The organism is Clostridium thailandense, from assembly GCF_019207025.1.
Taxonomy (GTDB): Bacteria; Bacillota; Clostridia; order Clostridiales; family Clostridiaceae; genus Clostridium_AM; species Clostridium_AM thailandense.
Genome location: NZ_JAEEGC010000257.1, coordinates 1 through 3334 on the forward strand (window position 1 = coordinate 1; position 3334 = coordinate 3334).

A 3334-nucleotide genomic window follows, 5' to 3' on the forward strand; every position below is an offset into this window, starting at 1 on the left:
CTATTATAGTTTATCATCTCTACTTAACATTGTCAATAATTTTTTTTAATTATTTTTGTTAAGCTTTGTCGTTTCTTCAAGCGACATGTGTTATTTTATCATATTCTTAAGACACCATATCTACTATTTATCCTATTTTGTTAACTTATCGCTATATTTCTTGATATTTAATGTACTTTTCTCCATTATTCCTATATTGATACACTAGGAATTGTTGATGAATTAATCAATAATTCTATTTAATTTTCACACTTTATAAGTTAAAATGTTACAGGAGGTGATTTTAATGCCACAGATAAAAATAAGAGGGATAGAAACAACAAAAGTGTGTACTATAAGTAAAAGCATGATTGACCAATTAGAAAAGATTATAGGTTGCCCTAGAAGTTATTTTACAATTGAGTGCATATCATCAATATTCATAAAAGATGGCGATATATGTGAAGGCTATCCTCTCATCGAAGTAGTTTGGTTTGATAGGGGCCAAGAAATAAAAGACAAAGTTGCTAAAACCATAAATAGTTTTATCCATCAATGTGGTTATGAAAGCGTAGACATCTTCTTTACTGTACTAAAAGAAAACTCCTACTATGAAAATGGAGAACATTTTTAAATTTTACACAATAAAATAAGAAGTGGGTTGTTTTGACCTCCCACTTCCTATTTTATAGTTAATTTAGACTTCATTTAAAAATAAAGATGACATATTACATTTGCAGTTAAATCCAAAGAACTCTAACGACCTTTGCAATGCAAATAACACATAACTCATTTTATCTATTCTTGCATTTTCTCCCATGTGACCTATTCTTATTACCTGACCAGTTAAGTATCCAAAAGATCCAGCGAGCATTAAATTATAATTTTCTAACATGTAATTTCTAAGTTTAGCATCATCAATATTTTCAGGTATATCTATAACTGTAACTGTATTTGAGTATCCTTGTTTTATATATAATTCTAATCCAGCCTCCTTTACTGCTTTTCTAGTAGCATCAGCTATTTTAGAATGTCTTGATAAAATCTCCTTGTCCTCCAATAAGTTATCTATAGCCACTCCGAGTCCTATAATGTCACTTATTGGCTGTGTATATGGAAACCATTTATTTTCGTAATAATTTTCCCATACTAATAAATTACAATAAAAGGATGCTATAGGCTTTTTTCTATTTTTCATGACATTGAAAGCATCTTTACTTATACTTAAAATAGTAAGTCCAGGAGGTGCTGAGATACACTTTTGTGAGCCCCCTATCACTATATCTATTTTCCATTCATCTACCTTTACTTCTTCTCCTCCCATAGCTGCAACACTGTCTACAACTGTAATAATTCCTTTCTTCTTCAATAGAGGGCATATATTAGAAATATTATTTAACACCCCTGAAGGTGTATCACAGTGAACGACAGTTGCATATTTAAAATTGCTGTCCTCATCTAAGAACTTCTCAAGCTTATCTATATCAATTTCTCTTTCTCTATTTCCTTTAAAACATACAACTTCTCCACCATACATCTTTACAAAATCAGCAAACCCTTCACCAAATATTCCGTTGTCAATTACTAATACTCTATCCCCTTCTTCAGTCAATGATGCACATGCAGCTTCCAATCCTAATATTCCTTCTCCACTTAAAATTCTTACTTCATTCTTGGTCTTTAAAAATTGTGCTATCTTTTTACAAGTTTCTCTATAGAAATCATAAAACTTTAAATCTAAATCAGGATTGGTAGTTTCTAAGCTTCTCGCTAGTCTAACATTTTCTCTTACTTGAGTTGGTCCAGGGGTCATTATATATGGAACCTTCATTTGTATCACTCCTATATTTAGTATATAAAATATTTTAATGGAATTATATCACTTCCGTTAATTATTAAAAAATGTATTAATACAATTACAGATCTTATTAAGTATATTTGCACAAAATTTTTTTAAATATACTTAATGATATTTTTTCTATCTTTCAAATTTAGAAGAATATAATAAACTTTTTAGAAAAAAAATAATTTTATATTAATACCTTCCAATACGGTTCCATTTTAATTATAATAAAGTTTAATAATCATACCTAATAAGGAGATTTAAAAATGGATGCACAAGAAACTCTAAAGGAAAAAATCAAAATTATAACAGATAACTACGAAGATGAAAAAATAGATGGTTATATAACTGGTGATGGTCCAATTCCATGTGCCATAATATTTGTAGGAGAAGCTCCTGGTAAAAATGAAATAGAAAAAAGGAAACCTTTTGTTGGCATAGCCGGAAAAACCTTTGAAAAATATTTAAATACTATAGATCTATCTAGAGATAAAATTAGAATAACGAATACATGCTTTTTCAGACCTATAAAACTTAAAGAAAATCCAAGTGGCAGAGTCACAGTTAGTAATAGACCTCCTAAAAGTTCTGAAGTAGAACTTTTTCGCAATATTTTAGATGAGGAAATAAAATTGGTAAATCCCAGAATCATCATAACTCTTGGAAATATTCCACTAAAAAGATTTACTGATTTTAAATCTATTGGTGAATGTCATGGTGAACTCCACTTTAATGAAGATATGAAAAGATATATTTTTCCTATGTATCATCCCTCTTCTTTAACCTATAATAGAAATGAAAAATTTTTATCTATGTATGAAGAAGATTGGAATAAACTAAAAGCAGCTCTAAAAAACATCTGAATTTAGAGCTACTTTTTTAACAAACTTTTTCGTCTTAAATATAGCATTAGTAATGCAAATATTCCTCCACAGGTATCTATAATTACATCTCTTACTCGCGCAGTTCTACCTGGAATAAAATATTGATGTAGTTCGTCAGAGCATGAATATAAAAATACAATAGCAAGCGATAAAATTAATGCTTTCTTCAATTTAAAACTTTCATTTAACGCATTAAAAAGTAAAATATATAAGATCATATATTCAGTAAAATGAGCTGCCTTTCTAACTATAAAGTTAGCTAATTGACCTAATATATTATCTAAATTTAATCCCAATGTTTTAAATAGATATATTACAAATTTACTCTTTTCATCTGATATAACTGCTGGTTGATTAGAAAACCAAAATATTGTAATCATCCAAATGATGACTAACGTCCATTTTATTCTTTTACTCATTCCAATACCTCTAATAAATCTGGTTTAATAACATTCCATGTATAAGTATAATATGCAAATTTCTAAATTAGAATATAAAAAAAGAAGCATCTTTTAAGATACTTCTTGGTGGCTTACCGGGGAATCGAACCCCGGACACCATGATTAAAAGTCATGTGCTCTACCGACTGAGCTAGTAAACCATATTTAACCTGGCAACGACCTACTCT

The 3334-nt window shown here is 29.0% G+C and carries 4 protein-coding genes and 1 tRNA gene; 2 read left to right on the forward strand and 3 right to left on the reverse strand.

Features of this window, described 5'->3' with window-relative positions; all coding sequences use genetic code 11:
* Positions 1 to 286 precede the first annotated feature (286 nt).
* Positions 287 to 613, forward strand: coding sequence for a tautomerase family protein (locus I6U48_RS29430; protein ID WP_218324070.1), 327 nt, complete (start codon positions 287 to 289; stop codon positions 611 to 613).
* A 63-nt stretch (positions 614 to 676) separates the two neighbouring features.
* Here I6U48_RS29430 and I6U48_RS29435 read toward each other — a convergent pair whose 3' ends face one another.
* A complete protein-coding gene (locus I6U48_RS29435) occupies positions 677 to 1810 on the reverse strand; it encodes a pyridoxal-phosphate-dependent aminotransferase family protein (RefSeq protein ID WP_218324071.1) in 1134 nt (377 codons plus the stop codon).
* Positions 1811 to 2088: 278 nt separating this feature from the next.
* On the opposite strand from I6U48_RS29435, the gene I6U48_RS29440 reads away from it, so the two are divergent.
* Positions 2089 to 2685 carry a uracil-DNA glycosylase gene (locus tag I6U48_RS29440; protein ID WP_218324072.1) on the forward strand — a complete coding sequence of 199 codons (597 nt, stop codon included), beginning with the start codon at positions 2089 to 2091 and terminating at the stop codon, positions 2683 to 2685.
* Positions 2686 to 2693: 8 nt separating this feature from the next.
* Here the strand turns inward: I6U48_RS29440 and I6U48_RS29445 are convergent, their stop codons facing one another.
* Positions 2694 to 3125, reverse strand: a complete 432-nt coding sequence (locus tag I6U48_RS29445) for a VanZ family protein (RefSeq protein WP_218324073.1) — start codon at positions 3123 to 3125, stop codon at positions 2694 to 2696.
* A 106-nt stretch (positions 3126 to 3231) separates the two neighbouring features.
* Positions 3232 to 3307: transfer RNA gene (locus I6U48_RS29450), tRNA-Lys, on the reverse strand.
* Positions 3308 to 3334 lie beyond the last annotated feature (27 nt).

Bases quoted from the DNA above. Each gene is read 5' to 3' on its own strand.
- I6U48_RS29435 (WP_218324071.1), bottom strand. From the start codon at position 1,810: ATGAAGGTTCCATATATAATGACCCCTGGACCAACTCAAGTAAGAGAA.
- I6U48_RS29430 (WP_218324070.1), top strand. From the start codon at position 287: ATGCCACAGATAAAAATAAGAGGGATAGAAACAACAAAAGTGTGTACT.
- I6U48_RS29445 (WP_218324073.1), bottom strand. From the start codon at position 3,125: ATGAGTAAAAGAATAAAATGGACGTTAGTCATCATTTGGATGATTACA.
- I6U48_RS29440 (WP_218324072.1), top strand. From the start codon at position 2,089: ATGGATGCACAAGAAACTCTAAAGGAAAAAATCAAAATTATAACAGAT.